The sequence below is a fragment of the Nakamurella antarctica genome, assembly GCF_003860405.1.
Lineage (GTDB): Bacteria > Actinomycetota > Actinomycetes > Mycobacteriales > Nakamurellaceae > Nakamurella > Nakamurella antarctica.
In genome coordinates, this window is record NZ_CP034170.1 from 2,598,178 (window position 1) to 2,617,480 (window position 19,303).

The following is a 19,303-nucleotide window of genomic DNA, read 5'->3' on the forward strand; positions in this document are numbered from 1 at the left end:
TGTGGCTCTCCCTTACCAGACGTAGGCGAGAACTTCCCCGCCCACCTTCTGCTTCGCGGCCTGACGATCAGTCATCAAGCCGGTGGACGTGGAGATAATCGCAATGCCAAGGCCGCCAAGGACCTTGGGCAGCTCGGTGGAGCGGGAATAGATCCGCAGTCCGGGCTTGGAGACACGCTTGATGCCGGCCAGCGAGCGTTCGCGGCTGGGGCCGTACTTCAAGGTGATCTTCAACGTTTTACCAACGGTGGCATCTTCGGTGGTCCAGGAGCCGATGTAGCCCTGCTTTACCAGGATGTCCGCGATATTGCCCTTCAACTTGCTGAAGGGCATGGAGACCTCGTCGTGATACGCCGAGTTTGCATTACGGAGACGCGTCAGCATGTCCGCAATCGGGTCTGTCATTGTCATGGCAGGTAACGCCTTTCCCGCCGCGGTTCCTCTCACGCGATCACTCACGAGGGGCCTTCGACGAAGTGTGCTGGGCGTGATGCTCAGCGGTGCTTTCTGCTGGTCCGAATTGGCCAGCAGAATATCTGGGGCAGAACTGACTACCAGCTGGACTTGGTGATGCCCGGCAGTTCGCCGCGGTGAGCCATCTCGCGGGTCTTGATACGGGACAACCCGAACTTGCGGAGGAATCCACGCGGACGACCGTCAGAGGCATCGCGGTTGCGGTAGCGGGTAGCGCTCGAGTCGCGGGGCAGCTTCTGCAGAGCGGATTGCGCCGCCTGCTGCTCTTCCTGCGTCGTGTTCACGCCGACGATGATGGCCTTGAGTTCCGCGCGACGTACCGCGTGACGCTCAACCAACACCTTGCGCTTGTTGTTCTTGACAATCTTTGAAGTCTTGGCCATATCAGATCTCCTTGAAGGGGAAGCCCAGGAGCTTCAGCAGTGCGCGACCTTCGTCGTCGGTGGCAGCCGTGGTAACCACGGTGATGTCCATACCGCGCGGACGGTCGATCCGGTCGATATCGATCTCGTGGAACATCGACTGTTCGTTCAGACCGAAGGTGTAGTTGCCGTTGCCGTCGAACTGCTTGCCCGAGAGGCCGCGGAAGTCGCGGATACGGGGCAGCGCGATGGTCAGCAACCGGTCCAGGAACTCCCACATGCGGTCGCCGCGGAGGGTGACCTTTGTGCCGATGGGCATGCCTTCGCGCAGCTTGAACTGTGCGATGGACGTCTTGGCCTTCTTCACCTCGGGCTTTTGCCCGGTGATGGCTGTGAGGTCGCGAACGGCGCCTTCGATGAGCTTCGCATCACGCGCGGCCTCACCGACACCCATGTTCACGACAACCTTGACCACGCCAGGAATCTGCATGACGTTGCCGTAGCTGAACTGCTCTTGCAGGCTGCTCTTGATCTCGGCCGCGTAGCGAGCCTTGAGACGCGGAACTTCCTTGGCGTGTACGTCTTGGAATTCTGCGGTTGTCATTACAGGTCCTTCCCGGTGCGACGGGAAACGCGAACACGGCGCACCTTGTCGCCCGTTTCGTCCAGACGGGTTCCGACGCGGGTCGGCTTGCCTTCGGCATCAACAACCATGACGTTGGAGATGTGGATGGCTGCTTCCTGAGTCACGATGCCACCGGTCTTGGCGCCACGCTCGGTGCTGGAGACCGCGGTGTGCTTCTTGATCCGGTTGACGCCTTCGACCAGGACTCGGTTGGTGTCGGGGTAAGCCTGAATGACCTTGCCCTTGGCGCCCTTGTCCTTGCCGGCGATGACGAGGACGGTGTCGCCCTTTTTCACCTTCATACCCATGGTTACAGCACCTCCGGTGCCAGTGAAATGATCTTCATGTACTTCTTGTCGCGCAGCTCGCGGCCGACCGGCCCGAAGATGCGAGTGCCGCGGGGATCGCCATCAGCCTTGATCAGGACAGCGGCGTTCTCGTCGAACTTGATGTAGGAGCCGTCTTGACGACGCCTCTCCTTGACGGTGCGAACGATGACGGCTTTGACGACGTCACCCTTCTTGACCCCGGCGCCCGGGATGGCATCCTTGACAGTTGCGACGATGATGTCGCCAATGCCTGCGTACCGACGGCCGGAGCCACCGAGTACACGGATGCAGAGGATCTCCTTGGCGCCGGTGTTATCGGCCACCCGGAGTCGCGATTCCTGCTGAATCACTGCATACCGCTTTCTTATCGACTGCTTGCTGGTTCTGTCGCCGACACACTAAAAGGCAAGAGGAAGTTCAGGCGTCATACCTGACTTTTCACTCTTGCCCTGCTCGCCGCACTGCGGCGGGCTTTATGCTTCGGTTATTGACAGTTCCCTGGCGGGATTTCCGACCTCGCCAGGCCAGATACGAGACGCGGCTCTCGCGAGCCATGTCCCAATGGGCCAGACTACGGCATGAGGCGGGTCTGCGCTAATCAAGCGGCTGCTGTCTTGCGGCTGCTGTCTTGCCGCTGCTGTCTTGCCGCGGCGCGCTCCCTGTATTTACCGCCCAGTGAAGGTTTTCCACGCAGTATCACGTGATTCTGCGTGAGAAACCTGCACTCGAGAGGTCAGTGCGCCGGAATAGCACGGCCCTGCAGCTGGCTCAGAGTCTGCCGGATCGTCCGGACCACCCACGCGGGATCATTGACGATTTGGCGCCACGTGAAGCGGAGCACCGTCCAGCCCACCGCGGTGAACTCGGCGTCTCGGAGACGATCGGACTCGAACGCTGCCCGCGTTCCATGACTCTCGAAACCGTCGATCTCGATCAGCAGCGGGACATCTTCGAATCTGAGGTCGGGAATCCGGTACGCCTTGCCCACGCGTATTTTGCTGTTGGCCACCCACCCTCCGATGCCAGCGGCGCGAAGATCTGCGTGAAACCTCCGTTCGGCAGCGGACCAGGGATGAGTCGCGCACTGGGCGACCGCCTCCCTGGCAGCGGCCCATCCCCTGCTTCCGCGGCCGAGATCCAAGGTGCGCTCCAGAACCGGCGCCCTGAGCCTGCTCAAACGCGCCAACGTATCGAGCACGTCTGCGTTGCCCACCGCGCTCAGATCCACGGCTGTTCGATGCTGCGACGTCAACTGAAGTCCGTCATGAAAGCGCGTGTCGGCGGTAGGCACACTGCGCCGTCGCACGATTAGCCCGGATCGACCAGGTTTGCCTTGGCTGGGCGGGATCCACACCTCTACCGACGTTGGAGCCGAAGTGGTTACGCCCCACCACCAGGCCGCGGCATCCATGGCGATGACGGCGCGCTCCCCCGCCCACAACCAGGTAGCCCGAACACGCGTTCGGCCGTGGTCACGTGCGGCGTCTGAGTCGGCCAGGTACACGCCCGGATGCAGCCGGCGCCAGCTGCCACGAGTCACCCATTGTTCGTACCGCCTATCTGCGAGGCCGGTGGCTCGCGCCTGCGCCCTGGTAATCAGCCCCTCTTGGAGTTCGATGGTTTTATCGAGGCCGAATGTCTGTGCCAGGTCGATGAGGTTCATCGTCTCAGTGGACTGGGTTTGCTAGGGCGACACCGTTATGCCCGGGCGATTGTGGACAGCGGAGCGCTTGTGGACAGACCCCAACTTTGGCCGAGTGAATGTTTTCCACGCGGGAATGGGCATTTTTGCGTGGCATACCTGCACTCGGCGAGCATTTCCGGCTTGGTCGTCGCAGTGGTCCCCATCGCGGGATGGTCTGTGTGGCGCCCACCAGCGCAGGTTTCTTCAGCTGCCACGGGTCACGCGATGAATCTTCCGTGGTTCTGGACGAACGCATCACCGTCCAGAACCATCTGGACACCAGCGGCACGATCACCACCATCTGAATGAGGCCACCGCTTCGCAGGACGGAACCCTAGTTCAACACTGAGCGCCGTCTCTGGATCCCAAATAAGTCAATCGAACGGGTCCACCGGAAAGAGCGCGGTCTGATCAATGTGGCATTCTGCCGAGACCACGGCCCCGGACCGGTCCGGCCGCCCACGTCAGAAAGCACTTGGACCCGGCGAAGCGCTGACAGCACTTCTAGGCCGCGCGAGAACCAGGACATTCCCAGTCGAGGCCTGGACTTGGCCCACCGTAGGTGGGCCCTTCCCGAAAACCACAGCAGCCCCGGAGCCAATCGGCGCCGGGGCTGCTGGGTACTAGGACTACTTAGCCTTTTCGAGGATCTCGACAAGGCGCCACCGCTTGGTGGCGGACAACGGACGGGTCTCCATCACGAGAACGCGATCGCCAATACCGGCGGCGTTGGCCTCGTCATGAACGTGCACCTTGGAGGTGCGACGGATGACCTTGGAGTAACGCGGGTGCTTGACCCGATCTTCCAACGCCACGACAACAGTCTTGTTCATCTTGTCGCTGACGACGAGGCCTTCGCGGACCTTGCGGTCGTTGCGCTTGTCGACGGCAACTTCTTCGGTACCCGCAGCAGCGGTGTTCTCTTGCTCGCTCACGCGGATACTCCATTTCCTTCAGGTCCGGTCGAAAGACCGAGTTCGCGTTCACGCATCACGGTGTAGATGCGGGCGATATCGTGCTTGACCGTACGCAGCCGACGGTTGTTGTCCATCTGGCCAGTGGCCATCTGGAATCGGAGGTTGAAAAGCTCCTCCTTGCCCTCCCGCAGACGCAGAAGGAGTTCGTCACCGTTAAGCTCGCGCATTGCGTTCGCCGCAGTCTGTTCAGCCATCAGATGTCACCACCCTCTCGCGTAATGATCCGGCACTTCATGGGCAATTTGTGGATTGCGCGGCGCAGGGCCTCGCGGGCGATCTCTTCAGTCGGGTAGCTCATCTCGAACAGGACGCGGCCTGGCTTGATGTTAGCGACCCACCACTCCGGCGAACCCTTACCGGAACCCATGCGGACTTCCGCAGGCTTCTTTGTGAGGGGACGGTCCGGGAAGATGTTGATCCAAATCTTGCCGCCACGCTTGATATGACGGGTCATAGCAATACGAGCGGATTCGATCTGTCGATTGGTGACGTACGCGGGCTCGAGAGCCTGGATGCCGAAGTCACCGAAGGTGACGGCGGTGCCGCCGGACGCCATGCCGACCCTGTTGGGACGGTGCTGCTTCCGGTGCTTTACCTTGCGGGGAATGAGCATGGGTCAGCTCTCCGTGTTCTCAGCGGCAACCGGAGCTGCTGCTGTTTCAGGATCGGCTGCGGCACGGCCGGCCTCGGTGGAGGTCGGGGTGGTGCCGGAAGCGCCGGACCGTCGACGAGCCGGGCGCTCTGCGCGGTCGTCACGACGACCCGCCGGGGCACCAGCTGAACGCTGAGCTGCAGCTGCAGCTTCGGCCTTCTGCTCGCCAAGGGTGCCCAAAAGGTCACCCTTGTAGATCCAGACCTTGACGCCGATGCGGCCGAATGTGGTCTTGGCTTCGAAGAAGCCGTAGTCAATGTTCGCGCGCAGGGTGTGCAGCGGCACACGACCTTCGCGGTAGAACTCTGCGCGGGACATTTCGGCCCCACCCAGACGACCGGAGCACTTCACACGGATGCCCTTGACGCTGCTGGACCGCAGAGCGGTTTGCATCGACTTGCGCATCGCGCGACGGAAGCTCACGCGGTTAGACAGCTGCTCGGCAACACCCTGAGCGACGAGCTGAGCGTCGGACTCCGGGTTGCGCACCTCGAGGATGTTGAGCTGCACCTGCTTGCCGGTCAACTTCTCCAGCTGGGTCCGAATGCGATCGGCTTCGGCGCCGCGGCGGCCGATGACGATGCCGGGGCGTGCGGTGTGGATGTCCACCCGTACACGGTCCCGGGTGCGCTCGATCTCAACCTTGGAGATACCAGCGCGGTCCATGCCCTTGGACATGAGCTTGCGGATGGCAACATCCTCAGCGACGTACTCGGCGTATGCCTTGTCGGCGTACCAGCGTGAAGTCCAATCGGTGGTGATACCGAGTCGGAATCCATGCGGGTTGATCTTCTGACCCACTAGGAGGCCCTACCCTTCAAATTCTTGGTGCCGCTGGTGCGGCGGGCCCGTGAGCCATCAGCACCGGCCGGCACCGAGGCGACGACGATCGTGATGTGGCAGGTCCGCTTACGGATGCGGAAGGCGCGACCCTGTGCGCGAGGCTGGAACCGCTTCATGGTCGGACCCTCGTCGACGAACGCGGTCTGGATGAACAGCGAATCGCGGTCCAACCCATCGTTGTTCTCGGCGTTGGCCACGGCGGAGGCGATAACCTTGGCGACCGGTTCGGCTGCTGCTTGCGGAGCGAAGCGCAGGATAGTCAACGCTTCGGCAGCGGCGCGGCCACGGACCAGGTTGATGACGCGTCGCGCCTTCATCGGGGTCATGCGGACGTATCGTGCGGTGGCGCTGGCCGTCTGCAACGGCTCGGCGTTCTTATGGGACTGAGTCATGGAAATCAGCCTCTCCTTGAACGGCGGTCGTCCTTGACGTGACCCTTGAAGGTCCGTGTCGGAGCGAATTCGCCCAATTTGTGGCCGACCATCGACTCGGTGACGAACACCGGGACGTGCTTGCGGCCGTCGTGAACGGCGATCGTGTGACCCAGCATGTCGGGGATGATCGTCGAACGACGCGACCAGGTCTTAATTACGGCTTTGGAACCCTTGTCATTAGCGACATCCACCTTCTTGAGCAGGTGGTCATCGATGAACGGGCCCTTCTTGAGGCTGCGTGGCATCTGTGCTCTACCTTCCTACTCAGATTTGGGTTGCTGTTAATGGGGCGACGGTGAATTTCAGGCTCATCGCTTCTTGCCACCCTTACGACGACGACGAACGATCAGCTTGTCGCTGGCCTTGTTTGGCCTGCGGGTACGCCCTTCCGGACGACCCTTCGGGTTAACAGGGTGACGACCACCGGAGGTCTTACCTTCACCACCACCGTGCGGGTGGTCGACCGGGTTCATGGCGACACCACGGACGGAGGGGCGCTTGCCCTTCCAGCGCATACGGCCGGCCTTGCCCCAGTTGATGTTGGACTGCTCGGCATTGCCGACCTCGCCGATGGTGGCGCGGCAGCGGACGTCGACGTTCCGGATTTCACCGGACGGCAAACGAAGCTGAGCGTAAGGACCGTCCTTGGCAACGAGCTGCACGCTGGTCCCTGCGGACCGAGCGATCTTGGCGCCGCCACCTGGGCGGAGCTCGATGTTGTGGATGACCGTACCGACCGGGATGTTGCGCAGCGGCAGGTTGTTACCGAACTTGATATCAGCGCCCGGACCAGTTTCGATCGCGGCGCCCTGAACCAGCTTGTTCGGGGCAATGATGTAGCGCTTCTCGCCGTCCGCGAAATGCAGCAGCGCGATACGCGCTGTGCGGTTCGGGTCGTACTCAATGTGGGCGACCTTGGCGGGCACCCCATCTTTGTCCGCACGACGGAAGTCGATGATGCGGTAGGCACGTTTGTGCCCGCCGCCCTGGTGGCGAGCGGTAACTCGGCCGTGAACGTTACGACCACCCTTGGAGTGCAGTGGGGCGATCAGCGACTTCTCTGGTGTCGTACGAGTGATTTCAGCAAAGTCTGAAACCGAGGCGCCACGACGACCAGGAGTGGTCGGCTTGTATTTACGTATACCCATGGTGTTTTCTCTGCGTCCCTATTTTTCAGGCGCCGTTGAAGATCTCGATCGGCTTGCTGTCCTTAGACAGCGTGACGATCGCGCGCTTGGTCGACTTGCGTTGTCCGAATCCGGCCTTGGTCCGCTTGCGCTTACCAGTCCGGTTCAAGGTGTTCACGGAAACGACCTTGACGTTGAAGATCTTCTCGATAGCGATCTTGATCTGCGTCTTGTTCGAGTCCGGGTGCACAACAAACGTGTAGCGGCCGGTCTCGAGAAGTGCGTAGCTCTTCTCCGAAACTACGGGCGCCTGGATGATGTCGCGAGGATCAGTAAGGTCGCTCACTTGTCGTCCTCGCTTTCTTCTTTAGCAGCCTTCGCAGGCTTGTCTGCCTTTGCCGGCTTCTCAGCCTTGGGGGCCTTTTCTGCCTTTTCAGCCTTGGGGGCTTTCTCAGCCACGTCAGCCTTCTCAGCCTTGGGTGCCTTCACTGCGGCGTCAGCCTTGGGTGCCTTCTCGGTGCTGACCGATGCACCCGAAACAACCGCAGCTTCTTCGCCGTGGAAGGTCAGGAACTCATCGAACGAAGACTTGGTGAAAACCACGTCATCGGAGCGCAGCACGTCGTAGGTGTTGAGCTGATCGGCCCACAGCAGGTGAACCTGCTCCAGGTTGTTCAAGCTCTTCACGCCAACCTCGTCCTCACGAGAGATCACCACAAGGATGTTCTTCGCGGTGGACACGTAGCCGAGTGCGGAGCGAGCACCCTTCGTGGAAGGAGCTGCGCCAGCCACCAAGCTGGACAGGATGTGGATGTTTCCGCCGCGCGCCCGATCGGACAAAGCACCGCGCAGGGCGGCAGCCTTCATCTTCTTGGGGGTGCGCTGGTCGTACTTGCGCGGAACCGGTCCGTGCGAGATACCGCCGCCGACGAACTGCGGGGAGCGGGTGGAACCCTGGCGGGCGCGACCTGTTCCCTTCTGGCGATACGGCTTCTTGCCACCACCGGAAACCTCGCCGCGTGTCTTGGTCGAGTGGGTGCCCTGGCGAGCTGCAGCCAACTGGGCCACTACCACCTGGTGCATGAGCGGAATCGAAGCCTGAGCATCAAAGATGCTGTCTGGCAATTCAACGCTGCCCTCGGCCTTACCAGCGGGGGAAGTGATCTGAACGGTTGTCATATCAGGCACCCTTCACTGGCTTGGCGGTCTTCGCGACGCTCTTGATGGCGGTCTTCACCAGCAGTAGTCCACCCTTGGGGCCGGGAACGGCGCCCTTGATCAGGATGTAACCCTTGTCAGCGTCGACTGCGTGAACGGTGAGGTTCTGGGTCGTGACCTTGTCATGCCCCATCCGGCCCGCCATGCGCATGCCCTTGAAGACACGGCCGGGGGTCGAGCAGCCACCGATGGAGCCGGGGCTGCGGTGCTTGCGGTGCACACCGTGACCAGCGCCGAGGCCCTTGAACCCGTGGCGCTTCATTACACCGGCGGTGCCTTTACCTTTGCTGGTGCCGGTGACGTCAACTTCGACGCCAGCCTCGAACACCTGCGAAGCGGTCAGCTCCTGGCCGATTTCGTATCCGGATGTGTCATCGGTCCGCATTTCGACGAGGTGACGACGCGGCGTCACCCCTGCCTTGGCGAAGTGACCAGCCTCGGGCTTGGTCACCTTGCGTGGGTCGATCGCCCCGAACGCGAACTGGACGGCCGAGTAGCCATCCTTTTCTACGGTCCGGACGGCGGTGATGACGACCGGGCCAGCAGCAACGACGGTGACCGGGACAACCCGGTTGCTCTCGTCGAAGACCTGGGTCATTCCGAGTTTGTGACCCAGAATTCCCTTGATCGTGTTAGCCATAGTTGAAAAACCTTTTCTCCTCGAGATTTCTCATCCCAAGGGGTCGTGAGATCCCTACTGGATGTTGACGTCAACCGACGCCGGCAGATCGATACGCATGAGAGCGTCAACGGTCTTCGGCGTGGGGTCGAGAATGTCGATGAGGCGCTTATGGGTGCGCATCTCGAAGTGCTCCCGCGAGTCCTTGTACTTGTGCGGCGAGCGGATAACGCAGTACACGTTTTTCTCCGTGGGCAACGGCACTGGGCCGACCACACGCGCTCCCGTACGAGTCACCGTTTCCACGATCTTGCGCGCTGAGGCGTCGATCGCTTCGTGGTCATAGGCCTTAAGCCTGATGCGGATCTTTTGTCCCGCCACGCTTGCCGTCCTTTGTCTTGGGTGAAGCAATGGTCATTACTGGGGAATTGCCGTAATTTCTGGTGACGCTGTGGTTCTGGTGACGCTGTGGTTTTGGTGAAGCTGGTCGTGCAAGCGTGAGGGCGAAATTCACCCTGGCGGGGCAGCGCACGTCCTTAGCCAGGAGGCGCAACAAAAGCTGCCGTACGTATTCGTTTCCGCTGCCACTATTCACATGTCCGGGGTCCTCCGGTCCACGCTGTCGGGCGTGTCGCCCTACTGCGCTCACGCGCCATTCACCGTGGAGGCGACTGACGGGTGGGTGGACCGAATGCGCTCACGGGGAGCGCGGTGGTTCCTGGTGCTGCTGTCAAGTCAAGCTGTTGCGCTGGGATCGGGCTGCGTTGTCGTCATGCTGAAAGCACGTGTCACTAGCGAGCCCTACAAAAGGCAACCTGACGAGTATGCCCCATAGCGCCGGTCGAGGGCAAATCGACAGCCACACAGTGCTGCCAGACACACCTCCCCCTCCCCCGCAGACAAAGGAACCCCCGCAGCCAAGAGCTGCGGGGGTTCCTTCAACGAACTACGAGATCGTGGATCAGACCAGGATCTTCGTGACGGAGCCGGCACCAACGGTGCGGCCACCTTCACGGATGGCGAAGCGAAGGCCGTCTTCGATGGCGATCGGCTGAATCAGCTTCACGGTCATCTCGGTGGTGTCGCCGGGCATGACCATTTCGGTGCCCTCGGGGAGGGTAACGACGCCGGTCACGTCAGTGGTGCGGAAGAAGAACTGCGGGCGGTAGTTGTTGAAGAACGGGGTGTGGCGTCCGCCTTCGTCCTTGCCCAGGATGTAGACCTGAGCTTCGAACTCGGTGTGCGGGGTGATGGAACCCGGCTTGACAACAACCTGTCCACGCTCGACGTCGTCGCGCTTGGTGCCGCGCAGCAGCAGTCCGGCGTTGTCGCCAGCCTGCGCGTTGTCGAGCAACTTGCGGAACATTTCGATGCCGGTGACGGTGGTCTGGAAGGACTTCGGCTTGATGCCGACGATTTCGACAGTCTCGTTAACGTTGAGAATTCCACGCTCGATCTTGCCGGTGACGACAGTTCCACGACCGGTGATGGTGAAGACATCTTCGATCGGCATCAGGAACGGCTTGTCAGTGTCGCGGAGGGGCTCCGGCACGGACTCGTCGACTGCGTCCATCAGTTCCTGGACGGTGGCAACCCACTTGGGGTCGCCTTCCAGTGCCTTGAGGCCCGAGGTGCGGATGACGGGGACGTTGTCGCCGTCGAAGTCCTGCGAGGACAGCAGTTCGCGGACCTCCATTTCGACGAGCTCGAGGATTTCCTCGTCGTCGACCATGTCAGACTTGTTCAGGGCCACGAGGATGTACGGAACCCCAACCTGGCGAGCCAAGAGCACGTGCTCCTTGGTCTGCGGCATCGGGCCGTCAGTGGCGGCGACGACCAAGATCGCACCGTCCATCTGTGCAGCGCCGGTGATCATGTTCTTGATGTAGTCAGCGTGGCCGGGAGCGTCGACGTGCGCGTAGTGACGCTTCTCGGTCTGATATTCGACGTGCGCGATGTTGATGGTGATACCGCGCTGGCGCTCTTCCGGCGCCTTGTCGATCTGATCGAACGCCGCGGCGGCGTTCAATGTCGGGAACTTGTCGTGCAGGACCTTCGTGATGGCCGCTGTCAGGGTCGTCTTGCCATGGTCGACGTGACCAATGGTGCCGATGTTGACGTGCGGTTTACTCCGGTCGAACTTTGCCTTCGCCACTGCTGTCCTCCTCAGGACTATATTTTTTCTACCCGTGCGACTTCTAGGTTGTGACGTCTGCAGGGCTTGTACAAGGGTGGTAGCTACCGGGGCACATGAAGCGCACCGGCAGCCCGATCAATCGTAATGCGAGATGGGCCGAAACCCACTACTCACGTAAGTGGTGACTATTCGCCGTTCTGCTTGGCGATGATTTCCTTGGCCACGTTCGCGGGAACCTCGGCGTAGGAATCAAACACCATCGAATAGCTGGCGCGACCGGCGGTGCGCGAACGCAAATCGCCGACGTAGCCGAACATCTCAGACAACGGAACCAACGCGGTAACCACGCGGGCGCCACTGCGCTCGTCCATGCCCTGAATCTGGCCACGGCGAGAGTTAAGGTCGCCGATGACGTCGCCCATATTTTCTTCGGGGGTGACGACTTCGACACTCATCATCGGTTCGAGCAAGACAGGCTTGGCCAACCGGGCCGCTTCCTTCATTGCGATCGAACCGGCGATCTTGAACGCCATTTCGGACGAGTCAACGTCGTGGTAGGCGCCATCAACCAGGGTCAGCTTGACGCCGAGCATCTGGTAGCCGGCCAGGATGCCGTACTGCAGAGCATCCTGTGCACCCGCATCGACCGACGGAATGTATTCGCGAGGAATACGTCCACCGGAGACAGCATTGACGAATTCGTACGTCGCACCATTGGACGTGGTCATGTCCAACGGTTCGACGGTGATCAGGATCTTGGCGAACTGGCCGGATCCACCCGTCTGCTTCTTGTGGGTGTAGCTGTACTTTTCGACTGTGCCGCGGATGGTCTCGCGGTAGGCGACCTGCGGCTTACCGATGTTGGCCTCGACACCGAATTCACGGCGCATCCGGTCAACCAGAATGTCCAGGTGGAGCTCGCCCATACCGGAAATAACGGTCTGGCCGGTCTCTTCGTCATTCTCGACCTTGAACGTCGGGTCTTCCTCGGCCAACTTCTGAATGGCAGTACCCAACCGCTCCTGATCGGACTTGGTCTTCGGCTCAATAGCCACCGAGATCACCGGTGCGGGGAAGCTCATCGACTCCAAGATGATCGGGTTGGCCGGATCGGCCAACGTGTCACCCGTGGTGGTCTGCTTAAGCCCCATGACGGCAACGATGTCGCCGGCGCCGACCGAGGCCAGCTCCTCACGCTTGTTGGCGTGCATCTGGTAGATCTTGCCGATCCGTTCCTTGCGGTCCTTGGTCGCATTCGTGACCTGGGTACCGGCCTCAAGGGTGCCGGAGTAGACGCGGACGAAGGTCAGCTTGCCCAGGTGCGGGTCGGTCTGAACCTTGAACGCGAGGCCGGAGAACGGAGCCTTTGCATCTGGCTCGCGGATCGCCTCGGTCTCGCCGTCCTTCAGCAGACCATGGGTCGCACCGATGTCCAGCGGCGACGGCAAGTAGGCAACAACCGCGTCGAGCATGGGCTGAATGCCCTTGTTCTTGAACGCGCTGCCGCACACCACCGGATTGAGCTTGCCTGCAATGGTGGCCCGACGGATCGCGGCGTGAATCTGCGGGATGGTGAGCTCTTCGCCGGCCAGGTAGGACTCCATGGCTTCGTCGTCGCCCTCGGAGACCGCTTCGATCAGCTTTTCGCGCCACTCGACTGCGTCGTCATGCATATCGGCAGGGATCTCTTCGATCGAGTAGTCCTCGCCCTTGACGGTCTCGCCGCGCCAGGTCAACGCACGCATTTCGATGAGATCGACAACACCGATGAAGTCGCCTTCGGCGCCGATCGGGAGCTGCAGAACTGCGGGCTTGGCCTTCAGCCGATCGACCATCATGTCGATGCAGCGGAAGAAGTTGGCGCCCGTACGGTCGAGCTTGTTGACGAAGCACATCCGCGGGACCTTGTACTTCTCAGCTTGACGCCATACCTGCTCGGTCTGCGGCTCGACACCGGCAACACCGTCATACACGGCGACCGCGCCGTCGAGGACGCGGAGGCTGCGCTCCACCTCGACGGTAAAGTCAACGTGACCGGGGGTGTCGATGATGTTGATCTTGTGCTTCTTCCACCACGTGGTGGTGGCGGCGGAGGTAATGGTGATACCCCGCTCCTGCTCCTGCTCCATCCAGTCCATGACGGCGCCGCCGTCGTGCACTTCGCCGATCTTGTACGTGACACCGGTGTAGAACAGAATGCGCTCGGTCGTCGTGGTCTTACCCGCGTCGATGTGCGCCATAATCCCGATATTTCGGGTCATATCAAGGTCAAGGGCTATTGCCACTTGCGCTTCTCTTCTCGTCTTGTTGATGTGTTGTGCCGCAAGGCTTGTAGCGACACGCAAAGCTCAAAAATGCCAGCCTGAGCCAGCAGAACCCTCGACTACCAGCGGTAGTGCGCGAAGGCCTTGTTCGACTCGGCCATCTTGTGGGTGTCCTCGCGACGCTTCACTGCGGCACCAAGGCCATTGGAGGCGTCGAGGAGCTCGTTCATCAGTCGCTCGGTCATGGTCTTCTCGCGGCGAGCCTTGGAGAATCCGACCAACCAGCGCAACGCCAACGTGGTGCTGCGGCCGGCCTTTACCTCGACCGGGACCTGGTAGGTGGCGCCACCAACACGACGGCTGCGAACTTCCAGGGTGGGCTTGACGTTGTCAAGCGCACGCTTGAGCGTGACGACCGGGTCGGTCTGGGTCTTTTCGCGGCAACCTTCGAGGGCGCCGTAGACGATTGCCTGGGCGACGGAACGCTTACCGTCGAGCAGAACCTTGTTCACCAGCTGGGTGACCAGCGGGGAGTTGTAGACCGGGTCGGCGACCAGTGGGCGCTTCGGTGCTGGGCCTTTACGAGGCATATCAGTTGCCCTTCTTCGCGCCGTAGCGGCTGCGTGCCTGCTTGCGTCCCTTGACACCCTGGGTGTCGAGGGAGCCGCGGATGATCTTGTAACGGACACCGGGGAGATCCTTCACCCGGCCACCACGCACGAGCACGATGGAGTGCTCCTGCAGGTTGTGACCTTCGCCCGGGATGTAGGCGGTGACTTCGACTTGGCTGGTGAGCTTGACGCGAGCCACCTTACGAAGCGCGGAGTTCGGCTTCTTCGGGGTGGTGGTGTACACGCGAGTGCACACACCGCGACGCTGGGGCGAACCCTTGAGCGCCGGAGTCTTCGTCTTGGAGATCTTGTCCGTCCGGCCCTTGCGGACCAGCTGTTGAATCGTGGGCATGTACTAGTGCTCTTTCCTCGTTGGCTTGTGAATAATTCGGGGGTGTGCTGATCCTGGGCTAAAAGCCCAGGTCAACTGCGGCGCACCCTCCCCCGAGGTCGGGCGTGTCGCAAGCGGATGCCTACGCACGCCATGCAACGCAATTCTTGGCCTCACTGTTGAGTCTGCGGGAAACTCGAACTACCCCCGGCGGCGCAGTCAACTACGCGCGCGAAGGGTTTTGTGCAGGGCCTCTAGTGACGATACCGGTTAATCGCTCTGGGTTCAATCTGAGCGGGGTGGCCTGGGCTGAGTGGGGTGGACTGGGGCTGAGGCCCCGCCCTGGCGGGCTTGGTGCGATCGCATTCGTTTCGTGCGACCACTATTGCGATCGCACGAGCGGAAACCGATCGCACGAAGCGGGTCGCCCGCACCGCACCCGGCTCCACACCGCACCCCGCCTAGAAACGCCGAAAGGCCGGGACCCCCGCGGGGGTACCGGCCTCTCGCCGTCACGACAAGCGCGACCAGTTGCCTTCTAGCGGTAATCGCGTCCCAGGTCGTAGTCGTCCAACGGCACCGCAGCGCCGGCAGACTGACCGAAACCGTCCGAGGAGTAATAGTTGTCGTCGAAACTCGGCAGTGCGTAGGCAGCTGCGCGGGCCTCTTCGGTCGGCTGCACCGTGAGGTTGCGGTACCGATTGATACCGGTTCCGGCCGGGATGAGCTTACCAATGATGACGTTCTCCTTGAGGCCGACGAGCTTATCGCTCTTGGCGTTGATAGCCGCGTCGGTGAGGACCTTGGTCGTCTCCTGGAAGGAGGCGGCCGAGAGCCACGAGTCGGTGGCCAAGGAGGCCTTGGTGATACCCATCAAAGCCGGGCGGCCAGCTGCGGCCTCCAGACCTTCGGCGAGCATCCGACGGTTCTGCGTTTCGAATTCGCGACGCTCGATGACGGCGCCGGGCAAGAACTCGGTCGAACCGGAATCGATGATCGTGACGCGGCGCAGCATCTGCCGAATGATGACTTCGATGTGCTTATCGTGAATGGACACACCCTGCGAGCGGTACACCTGCTGGACCTCGCGGACCAAGTGCAGCTGGACGGCGCGGGGACCCATCACACGCAAAACCTCGTGCGGGTCGACGTTGCCCTCCATCAACTGCTGCCCGACAACGACGGTGTCGCCATCCTGCAGCAATCGCTCGGAGCCGTCCACGACGGTAGTTGCCAGACGCTGAGTCTTGGGCAGCTTGTCGTATTCGACTTCTTCGCTTCCGTCATCCGGAACGATGGTGATCTTCAGGAACTTCTCGGTGTCGTCGATCCGGATCCGACCGGCGGCGTCCGCGATGGGCGCACGTCCCTTCGGGATACGGGCTTCGAACAACTCCTGCACTCGGGGCAGACCCTGGGTGATGTCTGCGGAACCGGACGCACCACCGGTATGGAAGGTGCGCATGGTCAGCTGGGTACCGGGCTCGCCGATGGACTGTGCGGCAACAATACCGACTGCCTCACCCACATCGACCAGTTCACCGGTGGCCAACGAGCGGCCGTAGCACACTGCGCAGGTACCGATGATCGACTCGCAGGTCAACACCGAGCGCACCTTGATGCTGGTGATGCCAGCGGCGATCGCGTCGTTGACGTGCGAATCCTTCAGGTCGGTGCCGCGCGTGACGATGACGGTGCCATCAGCGGAAACCGCGTCGGAGGACAGGATCCGGGCGACCACCGAAGTTTCGGTGAACTCGTCCTTGTTCAGCACCCCACCAATACCCTTGTGCGCGATGGCCAGTTCGGCGCCACGCTCGGTGCCACAGTCTGTATCGCGAACGATGACGTCCTGGGACACGTCGACCAGACGACGGGTCAGGTAACCGGACTCCGCCGTACGAAGCGCGGTGTCGGCCAAGCCCTTACGGGCGGAGTGGGTGTTGATGAAGTATTCCAACACCGAGAGGCCTTCACGGAAAGATGACCGAATCGGACGAGGAATCTGCTCGCCGCGGGAGTTAGCCACGACGCCCTTCATCCCGGCCAGCGACCGAACCTGAATCCAGTTACCAGCGGCGCCGGCGGCAACCAGGGTGTACACCGGGTTGTCCTTCGGGTAGGCCAGCGGGATCGCAGCTTCAATTTCCTTCGTGGCAGCTTCCCAAATCCGAACCAGGTCCTCGTTGCGCTCCGGGTGGGACAGGTTTCCGCGCTGGTAAGCCGCTTCCACCTTTTCCGCCTGCAGATCGAACTTGGCCAGGATCTCGGCCTTCGCCGGGGGGATGATGACGTCGCCGATGGCGATCGTCATACCCGAACGGGTGGCCCAGTGGAAACCGGCCTCCTTGAGTGCATCAAGGGTGCGGGCTACCAGCGACATCGGGTACCGCTCGGCCAGGTCGTTGACGATCGTCGCCTGACGCTTCTTCGGCATCTCTTCGTTGATGAAGGGATAGTCCGCGGGAAGCAACTCGTTGAACAGCACGCGCCCCAGTGTGGTGTGCGCGATCCAGGGATCGCCCGCAGTCCAGTCTTCGGGCATGACTACTTCAGGCAGCGGCACAACATCTTTCAGGCGGATCTTGATCGGGGTCCGGACGCTGATCTGCTTCAAGTCCAAGGCCATCAAAGCTTCGGCGGTGGACGAGAATGTGCGCAGTTGGCCAGCGGCTTCGTCAACCGAACCGTCTTGGATGTGCTTGTTGCCTACCGCGTTGTCGTCCCAGCCGCACAGGAAGTACAGACCGGTGACGAGGTCGAGGGATGGCATTGCGAGCGGCTTGCCGGATCCGGGGGACAAAATGTTGTTGCTCGAGAGCATCAACACGCGAGCCTCGGACTGGGCCTCGGCGGACAGCGGCAGGTGGACTGCCATCTGGTCACCGTCGAAGTCGGCGTTGAACGCGGCGCAGACCAGCGGGTGCAGCTGGATCGCCTTACCTTCGACGAGCATCGGCTCGAAGGCCTGGATACCCAAGCGGTGCAGGGTGGGTGCACGGTTGAGCAGCACCGGGTGCTGGGAGATGACCTCTTCGAGGACGTCCCACACCTGGCTGCGCTGACGCTCGACCATGCGCTTGGCGCTCTTGATGTTCTGTGCGTGGTTGAGGTCAACCAAGCGCTTCATCACGAACGGCTTGAACAGCTCGAGGGCCATCAGCTTGGGCAGACCACATTGGTGCAGCTTGAGCTGCGGCCCGACGACGATGACGGAACGACCGGAGTAGTCCACGCGCTTGCCGAGAAGGTTCTGACGGAACCGGCCCTGCTTGCCCTTGAGCAGATCGGACAGCGACTTCAGTGGACGGTTACCCGGTCCGGTCACTGGCCGGCCACGGCGACCGTTGTCGAACAGTGCGTCGACGGCCTCCTGCAGCATCCGCTTTTCGTTGTTGACGATAATTTCCGGTGCGCCGAGGTCCAGCAGTCGCTTCAACCGGTTGTTGCGGTTGATGACACGGCGGTACAGGTCGTTGAGGTCGGAGGTAGCGAAACGACCTCCGTCGAGCTGCACCATGGGGCGCAGATCCGGGGGGATGACCGGGACGCAGTCGAGAACCATGCCGAGCGGTGAATTCTTCGTCGCCTGGAACGCTGCGACGACGCGGAGCCGCTTGATGGCGCGGATCTTGCGCTGGCCCTTACCGTTCTTGATGGTGTCACGAAGGCTCTCGGCCTCTGCGTCGATATCGAAATCGGCGATCAGCTTCTGCAGTGCCTCGGCGCCCATGCCAGCTTCGAAGTACTCGCCGAAACGGTCGTGGAGTTCGCGGAAGAGCACCTCGTCGATGATCAGTTCACGCGGGGTCAGCTTCTTGAACGTGGTCAAGACCTCGTCAAGACGGTCGATGTGACGCTGCGCGGCGTCGCGAATATGACGCTGTTCGCGCTCTCCACCCTCGCGCACCTTGCGGCGTACGTCGGACTTGGCGCCCTCAGCTTCGAGTTCGGCCAGATCAGTTTCGAGCTTCTTGGCGCGCGCGTCGATGTCGGCGTCGCGATCGTCTTCCATCCGCTTACGCTCGACGCCCATCTCAGCTTCGATGGTCGGCAGATCGGTGTGCCGCAGCTCCGTGTTCACCGAGGTGATCAAGTAAGCCGCGAAGTAGATGATCTTCTCGAGGTCTTTCGGAGCCAGGTCGAGCAAGTAGCCCAACCGGCTCGGGACACCCTTGAAGTACCAGATGTGGGTGACGGGAGCGGCGAGCTCAATGTGGCCCATCCGCTCACGGCGCACCTTAGCGCGGGTGACCTCGACGCCACACCGCTCGCACACGATGCCCTTGAAGCGGACACGCTTGTACTTGCCACAGGCGCATTCCCAGTCGCGGGTCGGACCGAAGATCTTCTCGCAGAAGAGTCCGTCCTTTTCCGGCTTCAGGGTGCGGTAGTTGATCGTTTCCGGCTTCTTAACCTCGCCGTGCGACCACGCGCGGATGTCCTCGGCAGCAGCGAGGCCAATACGCAACTCATCAAAGAAGTTGACGTCCAGCACTGAATGTTGTCCCTATCTTTTAATCTTCAGGTGAACGGGCCGCGTCACGCATACCCGTTCGGGGGTGTCTTACCTTTTTCCCAGGTGGCGCCGGATGTCGATGTCGACAGCCCGGCGG

At 61.6% G+C, this 19,303-nt stretch carries 22 protein-coding genes and 1 pseudogene; 1 reads left to right on the forward strand and 22 read right to left on the reverse strand.

Going from position 1 to position 19,303, the window contains the following annotated elements; genetic code table 11:
• Positions 1 to 12 precede the first annotated feature (12 nt).
• The 6 genes from rpsH to EH165_RS11615 form a co-directional block, all read right to left on the reverse strand.
• The gene (gene rpsH / locus EH165_RS11590; protein WP_124799592.1) at positions 13 to 411 is read right to left on the reverse strand and encodes a 30S ribosomal protein S8; all 399 of its coding nucleotides are present in this window, start codon (positions 409 to 411) and stop codon (positions 13 to 15) included.
• A 140-nt stretch (positions 412 to 551) separates the two neighbouring features.
• Positions 552 to 857 (reverse strand): 30S ribosomal protein S14, encoded by a 306-nt coding sequence (gene rpsN / locus EH165_RS11595; protein WP_124799593.1) that lies wholly within the window; start codon positions 855 to 857, stop codon positions 552 to 554.
• A gap of 1 nt (position 858) precedes the next feature.
• Entirely contained in the window at positions 859 to 1,440 is a 582-nt protein-coding gene (rplE, locus tag EH165_RS11600) for a 50S ribosomal protein L5 (RefSeq protein WP_124799594.1), read from the reverse strand.
• Positions 1,440 to 1,763 carry a 50S ribosomal protein L24 gene (gene rplX, locus EH165_RS11605; protein WP_124800487.1) on the reverse strand — a complete coding sequence of 108 codons (324 nt, stop codon included), beginning with the start codon at positions 1,761 to 1,763 and terminating at the stop codon, positions 1,440 to 1,442. The genes rplE and rplX overlap by 1 nt, the downstream gene beginning before the upstream one ends.
• A gap of 8 nt (positions 1,764 to 1,771) precedes the next feature.
• Complete coding sequence (rplN, locus tag EH165_RS11610; RefSeq protein WP_119384519.1) at positions 1,772 to 2,140, reverse strand: 50S ribosomal protein L14; 369 nt, start codon at positions 2,138 to 2,140, stop codon at positions 1,772 to 1,774.
• Between the two features lie 383 nt (positions 2,141 to 2,523).
• On the reverse strand, positions 2,524 to 3,453 hold the full coding sequence (locus tag EH165_RS11615) for an endonuclease domain-containing protein (protein ID WP_124799595.1): 930 nt from the start codon (positions 3,451 to 3,453) through the stop codon (positions 2,524 to 2,526).
• Between the two features lie 200 nt (positions 3,454 to 3,653).
• Between EH165_RS11615 and EH165_RS16555 the strand changes: the two genes are divergently transcribed.
• A complete protein-coding gene (locus EH165_RS16555) occupies positions 3,654 to 3,779 on the forward strand; it encodes a hypothetical protein (RefSeq protein ID WP_277870499.1) in 126 nt (41 codons plus the stop codon).
• A 324-nt stretch (positions 3,780 to 4,103) separates the two neighbouring features.
• Here the strand turns inward: EH165_RS16555 and rpsQ are convergent, their stop codons facing one another.
• The 16 genes and pseudogenes from rpsQ to EH165_RS11695 all read right to left on the reverse strand — a co-directional run bounded on the left by rpsQ (position 4,104) and on the right by EH165_RS11695 (position 19,185).
• On the reverse strand, positions 4,104 to 4,409 hold the full coding sequence (gene rpsQ, locus EH165_RS11620; RefSeq protein ID WP_239020554.1) for a 30S ribosomal protein S17: 306 nt from the start codon (positions 4,407 to 4,409) through the stop codon (positions 4,104 to 4,106).
• The gene (gene rpmC, locus EH165_RS11625) at positions 4,406 to 4,645 is read right to left on the reverse strand and encodes a 50S ribosomal protein L29 (RefSeq protein WP_124799597.1); all 240 of its coding nucleotides are present in this window, start codon (positions 4,643 to 4,645) and stop codon (positions 4,406 to 4,408) included. Before rpmC ends, rpsQ begins: the two co-directional genes overlap by 4 nt.
• The gene (rplP, locus tag EH165_RS11630; protein ID WP_124799598.1) at positions 4,645 to 5,064 is read right to left on the reverse strand and encodes a 50S ribosomal protein L16; all 420 of its coding nucleotides are present in this window, start codon (positions 5,062 to 5,064) and stop codon (positions 4,645 to 4,647) included. The genes rpmC and rplP overlap by 1 nt, the downstream gene beginning before the upstream one ends.
• Before the next feature lie 3 nt (positions 5,065 to 5,067).
• Positions 5,068 to 5,904, reverse strand: coding sequence for a 30S ribosomal protein S3 (rpsC, locus tag EH165_RS11635; protein WP_124799599.1), 837 nt, complete (start codon positions 5,902 to 5,904; stop codon positions 5,068 to 5,070).
• A complete protein-coding gene (gene rplV, locus EH165_RS11640; RefSeq protein ID WP_124799600.1) occupies positions 5,904 to 6,338 on the reverse strand; it encodes a 50S ribosomal protein L22 in 435 nt (144 codons plus the stop codon). Before rplV ends, rpsC begins: the two co-directional genes overlap by 1 nt.
• 5 nt (positions 6,339 to 6,343) lie before the next feature.
• Positions 6,344 to 6,625: a 30S ribosomal protein S19 gene (gene rpsS / locus EH165_RS11645; RefSeq protein ID WP_119385171.1), complete on the reverse strand. Its 282-nt coding sequence runs from the start codon at positions 6,623 to 6,625 to the stop codon at positions 6,344 to 6,346.
• A gap of 63 nt (positions 6,626 to 6,688) precedes the next feature.
• Positions 6,689 to 7,528, reverse strand: a complete 840-nt coding sequence (gene rplB / locus EH165_RS11650; protein ID WP_124799601.1) for a 50S ribosomal protein L2 — start codon at positions 7,526 to 7,528, stop codon at positions 6,689 to 6,691.
• A gap of 25 nt (positions 7,529 to 7,553) precedes the next feature.
• The gene (gene rplW, locus EH165_RS11655) at positions 7,554 to 7,853 is read right to left on the reverse strand and encodes a 50S ribosomal protein L23 (protein WP_124799602.1); all 300 of its coding nucleotides are present in this window, start codon (positions 7,851 to 7,853) and stop codon (positions 7,554 to 7,556) included.
• A gap of 221 nt (positions 7,854 to 8,074) precedes the next feature.
• Positions 8,075 to 8,686, reverse strand: a pseudogene (rplD, locus tag EH165_RS11660) (50S ribosomal protein L4); the annotation flags it as partial.
• Position 8,687: 1 nt separating this feature from the next.
• Positions 8,688 to 9,365: a 50S ribosomal protein L3 gene (gene rplC / locus EH165_RS11665; protein WP_124799604.1), complete on the reverse strand. Its 678-nt coding sequence runs from the start codon at positions 9,363 to 9,365 to the stop codon at positions 8,688 to 8,690.
• Positions 9,366 to 9,419: 54 nt separating this feature from the next.
• Positions 9,420 to 9,725: a 30S ribosomal protein S10 gene (rpsJ, locus tag EH165_RS11670; protein ID WP_003938093.1), complete on the reverse strand. Its 306-nt coding sequence runs from the start codon at positions 9,723 to 9,725 to the stop codon at positions 9,420 to 9,422.
• A 580-nt stretch (positions 9,726 to 10,305) separates the two neighbouring features.
• Entirely contained in the window at positions 10,306 to 11,499 is a 1,194-nt protein-coding gene (gene tuf, locus EH165_RS11675) for an elongation factor Tu (RefSeq protein WP_124799605.1), read from the reverse strand.
• A 167-nt stretch (positions 11,500 to 11,666) separates the two neighbouring features.
• Entirely contained in the window at positions 11,667 to 13,766 is a 2,100-nt protein-coding gene (gene fusA, locus EH165_RS11680; protein ID WP_277870500.1) for an elongation factor G, read from the reverse strand.
• A 98-nt stretch (positions 13,767 to 13,864) separates the two neighbouring features.
• The gene (gene rpsG, locus EH165_RS11685) at positions 13,865 to 14,335 is read right to left on the reverse strand and encodes a 30S ribosomal protein S7 (RefSeq protein WP_124799606.1); all 471 of its coding nucleotides are present in this window, start codon (positions 14,333 to 14,335) and stop codon (positions 13,865 to 13,867) included.
• Between the two features lies 1 nt (position 14,336).
• Complete coding sequence (gene rpsL, locus EH165_RS11690; RefSeq protein WP_124799607.1) at positions 14,337 to 14,708, reverse strand: 30S ribosomal protein S12; 372 nt, start codon at positions 14,706 to 14,708, stop codon at positions 14,337 to 14,339.
• A gap of 517 nt (positions 14,709 to 15,225) precedes the next feature.
• Positions 15,226 to 19,185 carry a DNA-directed RNA polymerase subunit beta' gene (locus EH165_RS11695; RefSeq protein ID WP_124799608.1) on the reverse strand — a complete coding sequence of 1,320 codons (3,960 nt, stop codon included), beginning with the start codon at positions 19,183 to 19,185 and terminating at the stop codon, positions 15,226 to 15,228.
• Positions 19,186 to 19,303 lie beyond the last annotated feature (118 nt).

Excerpts from the sequence above, each read along its gene's own strand:
- rpsH (WP_124799592.1), bottom strand. The coding sequence starts at position 411 with ATGACAATGACAGACCCGATTGCGGACATGCTGACGCGTCTCCGTAAT.
- rpsN (WP_124799593.1), bottom strand. The coding sequence starts at position 857 with ATGGCCAAGACTTCAAAGATTGTCAAGAACAACAAGCGCAAGGTGTTG.
- rplE (WP_124799594.1), bottom strand. The coding sequence starts at position 1,440 with ATGACAACCGCAGAATTCCAAGACGTACACGCCAAGGAAGTTCCGCGT.
- rplX (WP_124800487.1), bottom strand. The coding sequence starts at position 1,763 with ATGAAGGTGAAAAAGGGCGACACCGTCCTCGTCATCGCCGGCAAGGAC.
- EH165_RS11615 (WP_124799595.1), bottom strand. The coding sequence starts at position 3,453 with ATGAACCTCATCGACCTGGCACAGACATTCGGCCTCGATAAAACCATC.
- rpmC (WP_124799597.1), bottom strand. The coding sequence starts at position 4,645 with ATGGCTGAACAGACTGCGGCGAACGCAATGCGCGAGCTTAACGGTGAC.
- rplP (WP_124799598.1), bottom strand. The coding sequence starts at position 5,064 with ATGCTCATTCCCCGCAAGGTAAAGCACCGGAAGCAGCACCGTCCCAAC.
- rplV (WP_124799600.1), bottom strand. The coding sequence starts at position 6,338 with ATGACTCAGTCCCATAAGAACGCCGAGCCGTTGCAGACGGCCAGCGCC.
- rpsS (WP_119385171.1), bottom strand. The coding sequence starts at position 6,625 with ATGCCACGCAGCCTCAAGAAGGGCCCGTTCATCGATGACCACCTGCTC.
- rplB (WP_124799601.1), bottom strand. The coding sequence starts at position 7,528 with ATGGGTATACGTAAATACAAGCCGACCACTCCTGGTCGTCGTGGCGCC.
- rplC (WP_124799604.1), bottom strand. The coding sequence starts at position 9,365 with ATGGCTAACACGATCAAGGGAATTCTGGGTCACAAACTCGGAATGACC.
- rpsG (WP_124799606.1), bottom strand. The coding sequence starts at position 14,335 with ATGCCTCGTAAAGGCCCAGCACCGAAGCGCCCACTGGTCGCCGACCCG.
- rpsL (WP_124799607.1), bottom strand. The coding sequence starts at position 14,708 with ATGCCCACGATTCAACAGCTGGTCCGCAAGGGCCGGACGGACAAGATC.